This window comes from Snodgrassella alvi (assembly GCF_002777855.1).
In the GTDB taxonomy this organism is placed as follows: Bacteria; Pseudomonadota; Gammaproteobacteria; order Burkholderiales; family Neisseriaceae; genus Snodgrassella; species Snodgrassella alvi_E.
Genome location: NZ_MEIK01000016.1, coordinates 95,325 through 112,411 on the forward strand (window position 1 = coordinate 95,325; position 17,087 = coordinate 112,411).

The window sequence follows — 17,087 nt, forward strand, 5'->3', positions numbered from 1 at the left end:
TGTAAACATAAATATTATACACTGCCTGTTTTGCTTGCCAATGCTGAAAACATGGGCTGCTTTTGCTAAAAAGCCGTGAAATCGTTTAAACTGTGTTGTTTCTCGGCTAAACAGGCTGTTATCTGGCATATGATTGTTTTTTCTGAAAACAGTACATTACGGGGTAGACAGGTATGAAGATTATTTACACATTAATAAAGATAGTGGTGTTACTGGCTTTGCTCTTACTGGCAGTAAGTAACACACAACTGATTACATTTAATTATCTGCCAGGGCAGATGCTGAATTTACCGCTGATTGTACTGTTGCTGATATTTTTTATTATTGGTGCGGTGTTTGGGGTGTTTGCTATGTTTGGTCGTCTGTTAAGACTGCGCAGTAAGGTTAATCAATTGCAGGTTAAAATTGATAAGCAAACAAAAGCTGCCGGTCAGTCAGTCCATACTGAAACTATTGCCACTAATGCTGGTGTGAACGGCCAAAATCATTCTGAAGAGCAGAAGGTAAATAATCAGCATGGATAGCAATGATTTTTGGATGTGGCTGGCGCCGGTTTTTCTATTACCGGTATTTTTTGCCATGGGTTGGTTTGCGGCACGTGTGGATATGCGTGCTGTGCTGAAACAAGCAAAAGCTATTCCAGAAGGATTTTACAAAAGTTTGGATGCGCTGGCGGAACACAAAAGTGCGGTTGCGGTACGTGAGCTTGCTGAAGTACTGGATCAGCAGAATGATGCCAGACAGAGTACATATGAACTGCATCTGACACTAGGTAAGCTGTATCGCCAGCGTGGAGAAAACGATAAAGCCATTGCTCTGCATCAAAGCTTGCTTGAATTACCGGAAACCATCGCAGAACGACGAGATACTGTTGCTTTTGAACTCGGACAAGACTATCAGGCGGCTGGACTAGTAGATCGTGCAGAACAAATATTGGTTGGTTTGCTTGATGGCAGTAAGGATCGGCAGGCACGACAAATTCTACTGAATATCTATCAGCAGGATCGCGACTGGGAAAAAGCAATTAAACTTGCTGAAGAGTTAAGCACTGGTGATCAGACATATCAGTTTGAAATTGCCCAGTTTTATTGTGAGCTGGCTCAGCTGGCTTTATACCATTCGGAATACAATAAAGCGCGCGAATTTATTTTTCAGGCTTTGGCGGTAAACCGTAAATGCTGCCGTGCGAATATGATTTTGGGTGATGTAGAGCTGAAACAACATAATTATCAGGCCGCGATAGATGCTTATAGTGCCATAGAAAAGCAGAATTATGAGTATCTGAGTCAGGTAGGTGAGCGCCTGTATGATGCTTATGATGGTTTACATAAAGCTGCCGACGGTATTGAAGTTTTGATTGGATTTGCCCAGACCTTTCCTCAGTTGGATTTATCCGGTGTGATTTATGAAAAGTCAGTACCTATATATGGTGAGGACAAAGCCACGGAGATTGTGATTGATTTAGTACGGCGCAAACCTACACTCACGGGAACTTATCGTTTGCTCGGGGTTTTGCAGAATAGTATAAACCCGAAATGGAAGGCGGAAGTGGATATGATGCGTTCGGTAGTGGGAATGCAGATGCAAAAATCTGTGATGTATCGTTGCCGACACTGCCATTTCAAATCACAAGTGTTTTTCTGGCATTGCCCAGCCTGCAATAAATGGGAAACGTTTACGCCAAACCGCATTGATATTTAGTTTGCAAGCTAACACAGATTGGTTTAGGCAGACTTAGCGTTTAGTTATCTTTTTTATAAGCAGAACCACTCAGACTGATAACCCTATTCTGACAAGCTAACTGGTCCTTATTATTTTGTAATTTTTTTCTATATAAAGTATGAATCCTTTAATGCTAGATACCACGTTGATTACTCAACCAGCTAAGCCAGTTATTGTGGCGCTGGATTTTGCCAGTGCGGAAAAAACGCTTGATTTTGTGCAGCAGCTGGAACCAAGTCTATGTCAACTCAAAATCGGCAAAGAGTTGTTTACCGCTACAGGACGGTATCTGGTGGAACAATTGGTGTTGCAAGGCTATCGAATATTTCTGGATTTGAAATATCACGACATTCCCAATACTGTTGCTTCTGCCTGTAAGGTGGCTGCTGACATGGGTGTATGGATGGTAGACATGCATGCTTCGGGAGGGCGCAGAATGATGGAAGCTGCAAGCGAAGCGGTCAGCAATTACAGTCAGCCTCCATTATTGATTGCAGTAACAGTTTTAACCAGTATGACCCAGTCAGAGCTGGCTGAAACCGGCATGAACCTGCCAATTGATGAAGCGGTAGTTCGTTTGGCTGAATTGAGCCGTCAAGCGGGTATGAATGGTGTAGTTTGCTCTGCACAGGAAGCCACTTTATTGCGTCAGCAGCTGGGACAAGAGTTTTTATTGGTTACTCCCGGTATTCGTCTCAGTACTGACATCAAAGACGATCAGCGTCGAATCATGATGCCTAAAGCTGCTTTGGCTGCAGGCAGCAGCTATTTGGTTATGGGGCGTCCAATTACTCAAAGTGAGTATCCTTCGGCATTGTTACAGCAAATCAATCAGGGTCTGATTTAGCTCAGAAAATTTTATGTAATTATGCCTGCTATAAATTAATTACAGCAGGCATTTTTTCATAATATTATTTGTATATCAGCCGGTGAGCTGTTTGCTGATAAGTTTTTTCACTGGTGGTAGATTATTGCTGATGCGTAATACCAGAGATCGCATCAGCCGAGCAGGATGGCTGTCATTGGTGAACAACGACACCATGGCATTGGTGCCATGATAAAGCATTCGTGTATGCGGCATATGCTGGCGCTGGTATTGTGCCAATAGGGTTTGGCCGCCAATGTCTTTACCTTTCTGTACCGCTTCAATGATTAGTTTGGATAAGATACCAACTCCACTCAGCCCTAGATTGAAACCATGGGCGGTAACCGGATGCATACCTACTGCGACATCACCAATCAGGGCACTACGGTGGGCATAGAATGCATTGGCGTGAACGCCAACAAGCGGGTAATGATGCACAGTGCTGACCAGATGCATGTCCCCCAATTTGCCTTTTAGCTGCTTGGTAATATCAGCCGCCAGTTGTGCAGGAGACATATTTAGTATTTCACCAGCGCGTTCATTATTAATGGTGACCACGCAGTTGGTCATATTTTCTTCTAAGGGCAGCAAGGCCAATGTACGGCCATAATGGAAACATTCCAGAGCAGTATGCTGATTGCTCAGGGTATGACGCATGCGGAATACAATCACCGTACGTCCGAAATCATGAATCTGAGCGGATATACCTAATTGACGGCGAGTATTGGAAAAGCGGCTATCAGCAGCAATGAGCAATCTGGCGCTGATAGTTTGCCCATTATCCAGAGTGGCTTCGATGTGGTTGCTATCTTCATTTCTGACATCAATAATGCTATGTCCACCAATCAAGTTGATGTTTTTATAAGGGGTGACAGCTTCATAGGCCGCACGGCGGATATGATGATTACTGATTAGAAAACCTAAAGTATTCGCTGGTTTACCGCGTGCCATAGTGGGTTGTTCGAAATGTAGTTGATAATTCGAATAACCATTGATTACCTTGGCATCACGCAAAGGATAAATTTCATTTGCCGGTACTTTGTCCCACATATCCAGCTGTTGCATGAGTTCCTTTGAGTAATGGGTTAGGGCAATTTCCCTACCATCAAACGGTGGTTCTGCCAGCGTAGCCGAATCTTGCTTTTCTACTACGGTAATTGATAGTCCTGATGGTGCCAGTGCACGTGCCAGACTCAATCCTGCCGGACCGGCACCGACAATAATGACATCAGTTTCTTTACCTGAGCTTGGAGAGACATTAGTTGCCGTCATAAAATCTGTTCCTGAATGAATATATTTTATACAGCACTAGGATAACTGAAAATTAGCACGAATCCTATCTTAAACGCTTACAAAGTTAATAAAGGTCAAGCTTAACTTGGAGTTTGCGCCTCTGCTAAAATCATGGAAATGGTATTTAGATTTGAATGGTTACAGATATGGCTGAAAATTCATTTCAACAAAAGTTGCAACAACTGGGTAAACAGGCCAGAGCTCAGCGTCAGGCTGAAGAGCAGCAACGGTCACAGCAAGCAGCAAAGCGTCAAACAGATATCACTTTCAGTGAAGCGATGGGTAAGGATATTGTGCCCTTAAAAGCCAGAAATCAGTTTCAGCATCCACGTGACACTAGTCCGATTAAACCTCGTCAGCATCAGGAAGAACTGCTGGAGACGGAAAGCTATTTTTATATTGGTGAAAATCAGGAAGATAGTGCACCTGTGGTGTTTAGTAAAAATGGCCGTGGTATGGCTGATATTAAACGGTTGCAAGCCAGACATTGGCCGATAGTGGCTTATGTGGATTTACATGGTTACAGACAAGAAGAAGCACAGGAAGTGCTTAACGAATTTATCGCATATATACAGCAATACGGTGTCGTGGGCGAAATTGTTCATGGTAGTGGTCTGGGCTCCAAAGACTATCAGCCGATATTAAAAACGCTGGTACGGCGCTGGCTGATGGCCCATCCCGAAGTTCTTGCCTATGCTCAGCCTAATGAGCGAAATGATGGTGCGGTGTATGTTTTGGTTAAAAAGAAACATCGTATGCAGGAGAAAAATTAATTTTTGCAGATGAAACAAAAAAAGGTTCCGACTTCATCAACTTAGTTAGATCTGTATGGGAATATTTAATTATGCAGCCTTCTTGTCCCGAGAGATGTAATGCGTAATAAAAAGGCTAAATGGATACGGCACATTAAATACAAAATGCCGACACAAGCTTCATTATTTGCCTCGCCTTGGTTTAAGCCATTCGCACGCTGGTTTGATCGACCCTATTTTTGGCAGCTTAATCGTGAACGGGCTGCTTCGGCAGTGGCTGTTGGAATGTTTTGTGGTCTGATGCCGGGTCCAACACAATTTTTTACCGCACTTATTGTGGCTTACCTTGTTCGTACACATTTACCACTGGCATTGTTAACTACACTCTATACTAATCCGTTAACTTATGTGCCTCTTTATTACTGTGCTTATGAAATAGGTGCCGGTCTGATGTATGGGCAATGGGGTGTAGAAATGCCTGCCTTGCCGGCTTTAACCATTGGTCATCTGGGTTCGGAGCTGTGGCAATGGGTGATACAATTTGGCAAACCTTTGCTTGTTGGCGTACCTGTACTAGGGATGATTCTGGCTACTCTTGGCTATTTTTTGGTCTGGAATGGTTGGAATTGGGTAGCGTACAGAAAAACACACCGTAATATCCGGAATTAATATGATAGAGCGTTCGTTAACAGATAATGAATTGCGTCTGGTTACAAATTTACTTGGTCATGCAGCTAAATGGTCAGAAGTAAAGATTGTTTTCGGAGCTTGGTGGCAGTTTCATCAGCATACAGCCATTACCTGCGGCAATCGAATTTATTTTCCAGCTTCTTATTTCACAGATGATTTTGTAGCCACCTCTTTAAGCCGGCAAGCATGGCTAATTCATGAATTAATACATGTATGGCAGAGCCAGCATGGTTTTCCGGTTTTATTGGCCGGTGTCTACCTGGCAATGAAAGCAGGTTATCATCACCGCCGTGCCTACCGTTATCCGCCTTTGAATGAAATTAAATACTTCGGCCAGCTAAATATGGAGCAGCAGGCACAACTGGTACAAGATTATTTTCTGGCACTGGCCGGTGATAGTAGACACCATTCGCATCTACTCCATTTCCGTCGTTTGCTGAAGCCGTTTGTCAATCATCCGCATAATCGGCGCTTACTCCCTCATTACTGAACGTACAGCAAGCCAGAATAGCCTCCGAAAGATTCCCGCACAAGCTGATATAATCTGCATTTGATTTTATTGCCGGAGTGATTCATGTCTGTATTTGATGCAGCTGCACAGCAATTGCATAGTGTACGAGATTTTTTACGTTTTACTGTCAGTCAGTTTGAAGAAGCCAAACTGTTTTTCGGCCATGGAAATAATAGTGCCTATGATGAGGCTGCCTATTTGATTTTGCATACCTTACATTTGCCGCTGGATACTCTCGAGCCTTTTTTAGATGCGCGGTTACTGGATACAGAAAAAGGCACCTTGCTACATCTGGTACAGCGCCGTATCAGTGAGCGTATACCTGTAGCTTATCTAACCAATCAGGCTTGGCAGGGCGAATATGAATTCTATGTGGATGAACGTGTGATTGTGCCACGTTCATTTATTTACGAACTATTAGGCGAACCTCTGCGGTTATGGATAGAATATGACGAGCTGGTACACAGTGCACTGGATTTGTGTACTGGTAGTGGGGCGCTGGCAATCCAGATGGCGCATTGCTATCCAGATGCGGTAATTGATGCTGTTGATATCAGTCTAGATGCGCTTGAAGTAGCCGCAATCAATGTAGAAAACTATGGATTGCAGGAACGAATTAATTTAATTCATACCGATTTATTTACTGGTATAGACAATACGTATGATTTGATAGTTTCTAATCCGCCATATGTGGATGCAGAGTCTGTTGAGCAGCTGCCGGAAGAATATTTACATGAACCTGAGCTGGCACTTGGCAGTGGTGAAGATGGGCTGGATGTAACCAGACAAATCATTCAGCAGGCTGCTCGTTATCTGAATCCTCATGGCGTATTAGTGGTAGAAATTGGTCACAATCGAGAAATACTTGAGCAGGCATTTCCAGAGTTGCCATTTACATGGCTATCCACTAGCGGGGGCGATGGTTTTGTATTCTTGCTAAGTCGTGAACAACTGTTGGGTGAAGAATAAACTACACATCTATGGTCAGTTAAGCCAGTTTGGCTTCAATAAAAGTTTACTCTACCATTGGCTAAATGGCTTGCTGACCAGATTACTGTTGTAATAGCGTGGATCATCTGATACCTCCTCGCCAATCCACTCTGGCAAAATAATTTCATCCTGTGCATGGTTTAGTTCCACTTCAGCCACAATCAGTCCTTGATTAATGCCTAGAAATTCATCAATCTCCCACACAAGACCATTCAATGGTATGCAATAACGATATTTTTCAATAATAGGTTGTTCGGCCAGATGCTGAATCATATATCGTGCTTCATCCGGCGGTATAGGATATTCAAATTCTGTACGCGTAATGCCTTGAGTTGTACTTTTAATGGTTAGCCATGCTTCATTACCACAGCAACGCACACGCACTGTGCGCTCCTTGATGGTGGAAAGGTAGCCCTGACAATAATGTTTTGCAGGTACAAGGCCCCGCCAGCCATTGCCTCTTACCAGAAATTTACGTTCAATCTCTTTTGCCACAATCAATTTCTTTCATCTAATATATACAAGAAAAAGCACCAGCAACCGTGTTTTAGCTTGCTGGTGCAGGGGTCTTAAGCTTAATAATAGCAGTTAAGAGGCCAGTTTGTTGGCAATGGCATTAAACATCAGTGAAGCTTCCAATGGCTGCTCCAGCATAGAAGGCTCAGCTTTCGGCCATGTAGACCACTGTACAATAACCAGTTTTTGCGCCTGATTAATCATTATAATCTGCCCGTAAATACCCAGAGCCCACATGGTATCTTTACTGTTTAGCCCAGTTTTGGGTGCTACATCAGCAGCATTAGCCGGTACACTATTATTCCACCATTCATAACCATAAGTACCCTCTGGATGTAGCTTGCTTACTGAATTTTTTGCCTGATTCCAGCTACGCGCATCTTTTACCCAGTTTGCCGGCAGAATTTGCTGACCATTCGGTAATTTGCCGTTATTCATCACAAACAGGCCAAATTTACCCCAATCCTCAAGTGTGGCATTAAAACCATGAGCACCAACATCATGTTTGCCTACCGCATAACTATGCCATACACCATCACGACTCATGCCAAAAGGCTGCCAGATTTTATCCTGAAGATATTTGGCAATATTTTCACCAGTGGCTTTTTCAAGAGTATCACCTAGCAACCATGCGCCACCTGAAGAATAAGACCAAGCTGTACCTGGTTTGGCGTAGGCTTTACGTTGTGGGTTTTTGACTAGATTGTTGACACAGGTATAAGTGTTGGGATGTGCTTCGCATTGGGTTAGCTGCGCAAAGTCAGATTGAGGATTGGTGTAGTCTTCGTTCCAGTTGACGCCTGAAGTATGTTGCAACAATTGACGAATTGTAACGTTTTCCCATGCAGTACCACGTACATCAGGATTATATTTGACTACCTTATCATCTAGAGATTTGATTTTACCTTCTTTAAGAGCCACACCCACTAGGGTGGATACAATCGATTTACCTACAGACCGGGACGTCCATAAAGTCGTTGGGTTATTACCGTTGGCATAATAATCCCAAACCACTTTACCATCTTTTATAACCATCATACCGGTTACATTGTTGCGTTTTAAATAGTCTTTCAATAGATAAGACTGGCCATGAAGTTGATAACTTACCTGATTAAGATTTTGTGTTGCACGTGGTAAAGGTTTACCACCTGCTGCATGAAACACATCACCAGCATACGAGCGGTAATCATTACGAAAACCAATTGCACGCTGCTGCTGATTCCATGTCAGCATGTTTTTAACATTTGGCAGTTTTTTGTCAACAGGTGTAGGGCAGTTATTCAGATGTAGCGTTTTGCAATTATTCTGAATTGTGTTTGCCTGAGTGTTAAACGCAGCTGAAAGACATAACGTTAATAGCGCTATTTTTATTGTTTTTAAAGAAGAGTGCATATAAATCTCCCAAAAAATATCACAACTATAAAAAGTAATGCATCGCTAATATATTTAAAAGCGATAATAACATTATCTTACTTTTAAAATAGAGTTGTAAATATGTTAATAAATTATATTTTAATGGATATAGTCTTATTAGAGAATAAAATCAAAGTTTTTGAATGATATTAATAAATACAATTTTGAAAATTAATAATTTTAATTATTTAAACGAATATAGTTTAGATATTGGAATACATTAATGAGAATTTATTTTTAAGATTGATGAGAAATCAGTCAATAAAAAAGATGTACTTAGAGACTGACAATTTTATGAACCATCAATCAAATTTTGATCATAAAAAAATTATGCTTATACAATTGTTATGCATTATTAAAAAGAAACCTGCTTTTGAGCAGGTTTCTTTTATAACAATCAGGCGAATGTCAGAACACCATCCTGAGCAGTTAACATAATCGTACTGTCAGGTGCGTAATCACCGGCTAATAACTCCTTAGCCAGCGGATTTTCAATTTCCGTCTGGATAGCGCGTTTCAAAGGACGGGCACCGTATACAGGGTCAAAGCCCACTTTAGCCAGTACATCCAGAGCAGCATCGTCAACTTGCAAGTGCAAATCCATTTTTTCTAAGCGGTTGCGCAGCCCTGCGAGCTGAATATTCGCAATTGCACGGATATTAGACTGATTCAAACTATGGAATACCACCACTTCATCAATACGGTTTATCAGCTCAGGGCGGAAGTATTGTTTCACTTCTTCCATTACAACCGCTTTAATGGCTTCGTAATCATCACTCACCATCTTCTGGATTTCCTGACTACCAATATTAGATGTCATCACAATTACCGTGTTTTTGAAATCGACAGTACGTCCCTGTCCGTCTGTCAAACGCCCATCATCAAGTACCTGTAACAAAATGTTAAAAACATCTGGGTGGGCTTTTTCCACTTCATCCAGTAACACAACGCTATAAGGATTACGTCGTACCTGCTCGGTCAGGAAGCCGCCTTCTTCATAACCAACATAGCCGGGAGGCGCACCAATTAGGCGTGCTACAGAGTGTTTCTCCATATATTCCGACATGTCTACACGAATAAGATGAGTTTCACTGTCAAACAGGAAGCTAGCCAGTGTTTTGCATAACTCAGTTTTACCTACACCGGTAGGTCCAAGGAATAAAAAGCTGCCGTAAGGTTTATTAGGATCAGCCAGACCAGAACGTGAGCGGCGAATTGCATCTGCTACAGCTCTAACAGCTTCATCCTGACCTACCACACGTTCATGCAATACTTCTTCGATTTTCAGCAGTTTTTCACGTTCACCAGCCATCATTTTCGATACAGGGATACCTGTCATACGCGATACAATTTCTGCGATTTCTTCCGAGCCAACTTTAGTGCGTAACAGTTTGTTTGGCTGAGTATCATGCTGACCGCTGTCTGCTGCCTGTAACTGAGCTTCAAGTCGTGGCAATTCCTCATATTGCAGCTTGGCCACGTCCTCCCATTTGCCCTCACGTTTTAGTGCATCCATACGAACTTTAAGATGATCAATCTGTTCTTTAATGGTTACACTGCCTTGGGCTTTAGCACGCTCGGCTTTCCAGATTTCATCCAGATTTGCAAATTCACGCTTAACGTTATCCAATTCTTCATCCAATAAAGCCAGACGTTTTTTACTGGCTTCGTCATCTTCCTTCACCAAAGATGCGCGCTCAATTTCCAGCTGAATTTCTCGCCGTTTCAGCTTATCCATGCTTTCCGGCATAGACTGGCTTTCCACTTTAATCAGTGAAGCAGCTTCATCAATTAGGTCAATTGCCTTATCGGGGAGAAAGCGGTCAGTAATATAGCGGTTAGACAATTCTGCTGCGGCCACAATAGCCGGATCGGTAATTTCCACACCATGATAAATTTCATACCGTTCCTGCAAGCCACGCAAAATTGCAATAGTATCTTCAACCGTAGGTTCTTTCACCAGCACCTTCTGAAAACGCCGTTCCAAGGCTGGATCTTTTTCAATGTACTGGCGGTATTCATCCAAAGTAGTTGCCCCAATACAATGCAATTCTCCACGCGCCAATGCTGGCTTGAGCATATTACCTGCATCCATGGCTCCATCAGCCTTACCAGCACCAACCAGAGTATGAATTTCATCTATAAAAATAATCGTATTGCCTTCATCTTTAGCCAAATCGTTCAATACAGCTTTAAGCCGTTCTTCAAATTCTCCTCGGAATTTAGCACCGGCAATCAAACTCGCCAAATCCAGCATCAGCAGTCGTTTATTGCGTAGAGAGTCTGGTACTTCATTATTGACTATCCGCTGAGCCAAGCCCTCAACGATAGCAGTTTTACCTACACCCGGTTCACCAATCAGTACAGGATTATTTTTGGTACGCCGTTCCAGCACCAAAATAGTGCGCCGGATTTCATCGTCTCGTCCGATTACAGGATCCAGTTTGCCGGCACGGGCTTTTTCCGTTAAATCAGTTGTATATTTTTTCAGTGCTTCACGTTGGTCTTCTGCATTAGGATTATCCACACTTGCCCCCCCACGTACGGCATCAATAGCCATATTCAATTTATCTTCAGTAGCGCCTGCTTGTTTCAAAATACGGCCGCATTGCCCATTTTCCTGTACCGCAGCTAGCAAAAACAATTCACTGGCGATATATGCATCATTGCGCTTGGTAGCTGCCTTATCCATCAAGTTCAAAATGTGCTGTAACTCGGTACTCGGCAGAATTTCTCCGCCCTGACCAGATACCTTAGGCAAACCATTAATAGTGGTTTCAATTTGCTGTTTCACTTGTGCCAGATTGGCCCCAGCCTGTGTCAATATTGCAGCGCTGCCACTATCCACATCATCAAGCAAGGCTTTCAATATAAAAACAGCCTCAAGATATCCGGCATCCTGACCCAAAGCAATGCTCTGAGCATCCTGCAATGCCTGCTGAAACTTTGCTGTAAGCTTATCGAATCGCATCAGATTTCCTTCATTAAAATTTTAATTAATAGATATATTGGTATTAGAAAATTAATGTCAAGACCTAGAATGGCTAAAATAGAGTCTAATTTATAACTTGCTGATTTATAAATTTAATAAATAGTGATGTTATTAACAGTCTAGATTGCTCAATTCCTCACACCTAAACAGCATTGAATTATCACTGTATTGTATTGATAGATTGTTTCCATAATGGTAGGAAACAATTGATTTTATGAACATCATCTCCCCAACTTCGGAACCAAAACTGTATCAAAATTCAAAGCATAATCAGACATGCCTCTTTCTTTAGTAACGCGCAATATTTAAAAATTAAGCAAAGTTTGTGCTACATCATAAAAATATAAAAATTGATATAAATCATATTGTAAAGAATATTTATATGCTAAATATATTTTATGCTGTTGGGGCAGATGCCTGACTAAAATTTCACAAAATTTGTGAGTATATCTGTGGATAACTTAAAAAAAACAAGATGAATCAATCCAATTTTAAGGTGCTTAAAATTTAAGCAGAAAAACCATCCAATATACAAACCATTCAGCAACAACAAATCAATTTCTTATTTTGAAACATAAATATCAATAGATTCATCCAATTAATTCAATGCCACTGGAGATTTGACTTGGAGCTTCAATACAACTTGAGCATAAATTTGTCATATACTCATTTTTCCAACGCTTAAAAGATTAAATGGTGTAAAATTAATTATTATTATGAATATCAAAATAAGACAGCCATGAGAACCGAAGAATTTAATAAGTGCCGTGAATTTCTTGAAGGGCAAATCATGCGCACGCCTGAAAACAAAGAATTAATTGCCACTTATCAAAAGCTGCTGGAGCTGAAGAGCATATACGATACTGAAATTCACATTTCCATGCTCGATAAGAAAGCTCGCAAAATGGAGTTTCAGCAACAAGTCCAGTCAGGCAGTGTTACCGTTTCAGAAACTCATGAAGACGGAATGGACATTAAAGATGATTCTCAAAATTATAACCAGCTGCAACATAACCAAACTAATTTAATGGCTAATCAGAAAAACTGGTACAACTATCAACGGATACAGCATCATCACTTTGGCAACAATTAAAAAGCGTTACACGAATCGACATCATCTAGCAATAGATATTAATCATAAAGTATTAGCCATGAAAGGAAGTTTTTTCTTTATTAAAGAAAAAACTTCCTTTTTATATTTTACTGTAATACTCAAAATAACAATGCAAGCCAAAATATATATAAATACAACGATTCAGACACAATTAGAAAGCTAGTCAATATAAACTTCTTAATATTATGTGTGGCCACCAAACGGCATTGAGAAGAATTGATAACTACAAAGTATCCGAAAATAAAAATTCAAAACAAGCCTGAATATAAATACTCAATAAAAATTTTTTGAAAATGTACAACACATTAAAATAATTCACGGATTATATTTGCCACCTATACAAAACATAATAATAATCACTTAAAGATTAATATAAAATTTTAAATAGGGGCTGAAAAATGGATTTATGGCTTGAAAATAGTGCGGGGACAAAGGCATATTCTGCTCAATGTATTAACAAAAATTTGGTACATAAACGTGCCATCAGTGAAGTGTTTATCACTTCAATAAAATCTACCAAACAAGATCAGTTTCTAGTCACGGCACAGCTTCCGCGTACGCATATGTATTTCAATGATAATCTTACGGGATATTATGATGCGATATTGCTACAGGAAATATTTCGGCAGGCAGCCATTAGCATCACACATCAATTCTATCAGATACCATTTTCCAATATTTTCATCATTGATAATACACAATTGCAAATTAAATATCATCAATTGTTAAAAATGATTAACCATCCAGCTGATGTGTTTATAGAAATTAAAATACTGACATTTAAAACCAAACGCGATACTTTAACCGGTCTAACATTAAGTGAACAACTTTATATTAACAATCTACCGTGTGCTCATTCACAGACCACCCTGCACTGGCTAAACCAAGCACTATGGACCAAATTAAGAAAAAAAACAGCCATTCAATCCGTTTCGCTTGGCAACGATTATTATTCTGAAAATTACTTTCCTCTTCCAGCATTTATGGTTGGTAAAAACCTGAGTAAAAATGTCTTAGCAACCAACCTGATTGAAAATCACGCAACTATTCAAACAACTTTAGGTTTCGATCCCAGCTATTCGGCACTTTGTGACCATGAAGTAGACCATATTTCAGGCATGGTCTTAATAGAGCTATGCAAACAAACAGCTCTTATTGCTATCAGAAAATGTTTTCAACTACCGGCAAATCTGCTTGAGTTAATCTCTTGCAGCCTGGATTTCAACTCCTTCTGTGAATTAGGGTCAGATGTAGATTGCGTGATAGATAAAGCAAAAATGGTACTGGATACCTCACAAGAAAATCAGACCATTACGTTCCCTATTGTGATAAAACAGAAAGACAAAACAATGGCGAGTGTAGACGTCACCTTTAAAATTTTATCCAATTAAAGCAGAGTCATTATCATGAATAAGCCTATATTCTGGTTTGATTTCGGGGGTGTACTTACCCCACCAATTAAAGCAATTATCTATCAATACCAGCAGAAAACCCAATTACCAGCAAATATCATGTTGCAAGCCGTAAAAGACACTGCTGCTGAATTTGGCTATACAGGCCTCGAGCCACTAGAAATCGGTTTAATCAGTGAGCAAGAGTGGGGCAGACGGGTAAAAAACAGATTGACCCAGCTCCAACCAAATATTGACACTTCAAAAGCCGATCTGGAACACTTCGGGCGTCAATGGTTTGAAAATATTCAACCAAATACTCTGATGATAGATAAAGTTCGGCAACTAGAGAAAGCCGGATTCACCATAGGTTTATTAACCAATAATGTCAGAGAATGGGAAGCTTACTGGCGGCCTATGATAAACCTTGATGACGTGCTGGATATAATAGTGGATTCTTGTAAGGTTGGCTGCCGAAAGCCAGACCAGACCATCTTTCAAATAGCTGAGCAACAAGCCAACACAACTGCGCAACACTGTATCCTAATTGATGACACAGAAGAAAATTGTGTAGCCGCTCAAAAAAGAGGATGGCAAACTATTCATTTTATTGATAATGACCAGGTATTAAAGGAAATCAGTTATTTAACTGCAAACAAAAGTTTAGAATAAAAATCTCTTTTCCTCCTATCAACCTTAATATCTACGTTTAGACACATGTAATTCAATACGGTGAATTGTCACTCAATATTTTTGCAAGATTATTTATATAACTTCTTAAAAAGCTGATTTTAATTGGATGAGAAGAAAGATGTACGAAAGTCTTGCCAAGTCTGAATACGCAGGCTGTAAGTATGTCTCTTACACGTATTGCTTATTTCTCCCCCTCATTCATAAAATCAACTCCATCCAAATGCCATATTTGAAATTTTTCAGATTCCGAAATTTCAGTAACCTTCACGATGCGATTTTTCAAAGTTACTACATCTTGAGTAGAATCAGGTTATTTACCCCTATTTAATCAATTAATCTCATTATCTTTTATGGCACATGCCTCATATTTTAGATAGGCAATTAAGAGATAATGCTAATATTGTTGCTAAAAATTAACAGTTCACTGATGCTAGAGTGTTTATCTGAAAATAATATTAAATAAAATTTTAATAAAAATATTTATTATATATATCATTATATTATGATAATATTTATTTAATTTGTTATTATCATATATGCATATTAGTAGTAATTAAATAGGCTAAATTCCAATGTGCTTAATAAAAATTAATATTCAAAAGTAAACATGAAGATTATAATTTTTATAAATTTTCTGAAACAATTGTCTTCCTATTACTAATATTTTTATAGATTTGTCCATTATTGTAGTTGCAATAAACAGAAATCAAACCTCAAGTAATCTTTTTCACAAATTATGTAGAAATAAAACAGTATTTGGAATTTTCAGACTAATTGCTTCATTTTTAGCATAGGGGCAGCATTTCACAACGCAATATTTTTTATAAACCAGCCAGATTAAATGAATAAAAATCTCCATAAAATTATATTCAATACTCTTTACTATCCACTCAAAGCCGAAAATACCAGCCTCATTATTAAAGGCAATATTGCCTATCTTGAGAGCTACATGGATCACAGGCAGTCATAATTTACTTTCATATTTAAAGAGCAAAATGTATCTACAAAAAATCGTATTGCTTATCAATTTCTTGGCTAGTGCTCTTATAAGTGTTTACGCCTCGCCGGTAACAGAAGTAGCTTCCCAGCTAGACCGTCAGCAGCAACAGCAAATCATTCGCGAACAGCAGCGTCAGCAGCAGTTTCAGCAGCAAATGCAGCCCGAAGTAAATATTCGTTTACAGCCACAAGAAGAAAACCCAACACAGACAGATAAACTAAATACCAACGAAACCCCGTGTTTTGCCATCAACAGCATCACCCTGACAGGAGAAGAAGCCAGCCGGTTCCAGTTTGCCCTAAAAAAAGCGCAGCGCCAGAGCCAGTTTACCGCAGGCATGTGCCTAGGCAGCAAAGCCATCAACCAGATCATGACCTTGGCACAGAATGCCGTCATCGAACGTGGCTATACCACCACCCGTATTTTAGCCACACCACAGGATCTTACCAGCGGCACCTTACAGCTCAGCGTCATTCCGGGGCGAATCCATACCATTCGTTACAACCTAGATAATGCAGCAACCACCCACGTAGAGCGTATTCGCCGCATCCAGAACGAATTTCCAGCCAGAGCCGGAGACATCCTGAATCTGCGGCAGCTAGAGCAGGGACTGGAAAACCTGCGTCGCGTTCCCACCGCCGAAGCTGATATCCAGATAGTACCGGCTGAAGCACCGAACGAAAGCGACATCGTCATCAGCTGGTCACAACGAACCATTCCCTTTCGTATAAGTTTTAACGCAGACGATTCCGGCAGCCATTCCACAGGGCGTTATCAGGGAGGCGTCACATTATCAGCAGACAATCCCTTAGGATTAAGTGATTTATTTTATATCAACTACAACCATGATTTAGGCAGCAAAGACAGTCAAATGGACAGCGATGGCAACCGCACCGGCAGCGGTACCCGTGGCTATGCACTGCATTACTCAATACCATTTGGCAACTGGCTGATAGCGTATAACCGCAACCATTACCGTTATCATCAGGCCGTAGCCGGATACAACGAAAACTACGACTACAACGGCAAAAGCGACAACAGCGACATCGGACTAACGCGGCTGCTGTATCGCGACAGCCACCGCAAAACCGACATCACCGCCAAATTATGGCGTCGGCAATCCCATAATTACGTAAACGATGCCG

15 protein-coding genes are annotated in these 17,087 nt (G+C 40.6%); 11 read left to right on the top strand and 4 right to left on the bottom strand.

All coding sequences use genetic code 11. From position 1 onward, the window contains the following. Positions 1-173: 173 nt before the first annotated feature. The 3 genes from BHC43_RS02520 (at position 174) to pyrF (ending at position 2,569) form a co-directional block, all read left to right on the top strand. Positions 174-524: a lipopolysaccharide assembly protein LapA domain-containing protein gene (locus BHC43_RS02520; RefSeq protein ID WP_100156424.1), complete on the top strand. Its 351-nt coding sequence runs from the start codon at positions 174-176 to the stop codon at positions 522-524. Continuing rightward, positions 517-1,701, top strand: coding sequence for a lipopolysaccharide assembly protein LapB (lapB, locus tag BHC43_RS02525; protein WP_100156425.1), 1,185 nt, complete (start codon positions 517-519; stop codon positions 1,699-1,701). The genes BHC43_RS02520 and lapB overlap by 8 nt, the downstream gene beginning before the upstream one ends. Before the next feature lie 139 nt (positions 1,702-1,840). Beyond that, positions 1,841-2,569 (top strand): orotidine-5'-phosphate decarboxylase, encoded by a 729-nt coding sequence (pyrF, locus tag BHC43_RS02530; RefSeq protein ID WP_100156426.1) that lies wholly within the window; start codon positions 1,841-1,843, stop codon positions 2,567-2,569. A 75-nt stretch (positions 2,570-2,644) separates the two neighbouring features. Here pyrF and ubiM read toward each other — a convergent pair whose 3' ends face one another. Continuing rightward, positions 2,645-3,859: a 5-demethoxyubiquinol-8 5-hydroxylase UbiM gene (ubiM, locus tag BHC43_RS02535; protein WP_100156427.1), complete on the bottom strand. Its 1,215-nt coding sequence runs from the start codon at positions 3,857-3,859 to the stop codon at positions 2,645-2,647. Between the two features lie 167 nt (positions 3,860-4,026). Here ubiM and BHC43_RS02540 point away from each other — a divergent pair, with 167 nt between their 5' ends. The 4 genes from BHC43_RS02540 to prmB all read left to right on the top strand — a co-directional run bounded on the left by BHC43_RS02540 (position 4,027) and on the right by prmB (position 6,802). Further along, the gene (locus BHC43_RS02540) at positions 4,027-4,653 is read left to right on the top strand and encodes a Smr/MutS family protein (RefSeq protein WP_100156440.1); all 627 of its coding nucleotides are present in this window, start codon (positions 4,027-4,029) and stop codon (positions 4,651-4,653) included. A gap of 99 nt (positions 4,654-4,752) precedes the next feature. Continuing rightward, positions 4,753-5,301, top strand: coding sequence for a DUF2062 domain-containing protein (locus BHC43_RS02545; RefSeq protein WP_100141489.1), 549 nt, complete (start codon positions 4,753-4,755; stop codon positions 5,299-5,301). Position 5,302: 1 nt separating this feature from the next. Then, positions 5,303-5,812, top strand: coding sequence for a type IV secretion protein Rhs (locus BHC43_RS02550; protein WP_100156428.1), 510 nt, complete (start codon positions 5,303-5,305; stop codon positions 5,810-5,812). 84 nt (positions 5,813-5,896) lie between these two features. Beyond that, positions 5,897-6,802, top strand: coding sequence for a 50S ribosomal protein L3 N(5)-glutamine methyltransferase (prmB, locus tag BHC43_RS02555; protein WP_100156429.1), 906 nt, complete (start codon positions 5,897-5,899; stop codon positions 6,800-6,802). Between the two features lie 51 nt (positions 6,803-6,853). Here prmB and BHC43_RS02560 read toward each other — a convergent pair whose 3' ends face one another. The 3 genes from BHC43_RS02560 to clpB form a co-directional block, all read right to left on the bottom strand. Then, positions 6,854-7,318, bottom strand: a complete 465-nt coding sequence (locus tag BHC43_RS02560) for a CYTH domain-containing protein (RefSeq protein ID WP_100156430.1) — start codon at positions 7,316-7,318, stop codon at positions 6,854-6,856. A gap of 93 nt (positions 7,319-7,411) precedes the next feature. Then, complete coding sequence (locus tag BHC43_RS02565; RefSeq protein WP_100156431.1) at positions 7,412-8,731, bottom strand: serine hydrolase domain-containing protein; 1,320 nt, start codon at positions 8,729-8,731, stop codon at positions 7,412-7,414. A gap of 418 nt (positions 8,732-9,149) precedes the next feature. Then, the gene (clpB, locus tag BHC43_RS02570) at positions 9,150-11,723 is read right to left on the bottom strand and encodes an ATP-dependent chaperone ClpB (RefSeq protein WP_100156432.1); all 2,574 of its coding nucleotides are present in this window, start codon (positions 11,721-11,723) and stop codon (positions 9,150-9,152) included. A gap of 760 nt (positions 11,724-12,483) precedes the next feature. Here clpB and BHC43_RS02575 point away from each other — a divergent pair. The 4 genes from BHC43_RS02575 to BHC43_RS02595 all read left to right on the top strand — a co-directional run. After that, complete coding sequence (locus BHC43_RS02575; RefSeq protein ID WP_100156433.1) at positions 12,484-12,837, top strand: hypothetical protein; 354 nt, start codon at positions 12,484-12,486, stop codon at positions 12,835-12,837. Positions 12,838-13,256: 419 nt separating this feature from the next. Then, a complete protein-coding gene (locus BHC43_RS02585) occupies positions 13,257-14,249 on the top strand; it encodes an AfsA-related hotdog domain-containing protein (protein ID WP_100156435.1) in 993 nt (330 codons plus the stop codon). 15 nt (positions 14,250-14,264) lie between these two features. Next, positions 14,265-14,921 (top strand): HAD family hydrolase, encoded by a 657-nt coding sequence (locus tag BHC43_RS02590; protein WP_100156436.1) that lies wholly within the window; start codon positions 14,265-14,267, stop codon positions 14,919-14,921. 1,016 nt (positions 14,922-15,937) lie between these two features. Further along, on the top strand, positions 15,938-17,087 hold a 1,150-nt coding region (locus BHC43_RS02595), incomplete at its 3' end, for a ShlB/FhaC/HecB family hemolysin secretion/activation protein (protein ID WP_144078732.1).